This is a genomic window from Achromobacter sp. DH1f, assembly GCF_000633435.1.
GTDB lineage: Bacteria > Pseudomonadota > Gammaproteobacteria > Burkholderiales > Burkholderiaceae_B > Achromobacter > Achromobacter deleyi.
In genome coordinates, this window is the sequence record NZ_AYMF01000093.1 from 1 (window position 1) to 486 (window position 486).

At 66.7% G+C, this 486-nt stretch carries 1 protein-coding gene; it reads left to right on the plus strand.

Annotated features, from left to right (window positions below; all coding sequences use genetic code 11):
* The coding region (locus U858_RS34105; protein WP_042886119.1) for a hypothetical protein at positions 1-486 on the plus strand (486 nt) is incomplete at both ends.

Sequence of the window (486 nt, forward strand, 5' to 3'; positions counted from 1 at the left end):
CTGATCCAGGCCGACAACCTCGTGGCCTTGACGGCCGGCAGCCTGAACAACCGCGACACCCTCGCCAATGGTCTGGCCGGTGCGGGCGCGGCTACGCCAGGCGCCCTGGGCGTCATGGGCCAGCAAGTCACCTTGAACGCAGGCGCAGTCGACAACCAGGCCGGCCGCATCGGCGCGGGCCAGGATCTGGGCGTAGCTACAGGCACGCTCGACAACACGTCGGGCAACGTCTCGTCCGATGCCGACGCCAAACTCGCGGTCAACAGCCTGACCAACCGCAGTGGCGCGGTGACGGCCGGCAATTCCCTGGAACTGACCACCGACAATCTGGACAACGACGGCAAGCTCCACGCCGGCCAGGACCTGAAGATCACCGCCAACACCCTGACCAACCGCGCCACCGGCGAACTGGTCGCGGGGCGCAACACCGAACTGAACATCAGCGCGATGCTGACCAATGCGGGCCTGATCGATGGCGGCTATACC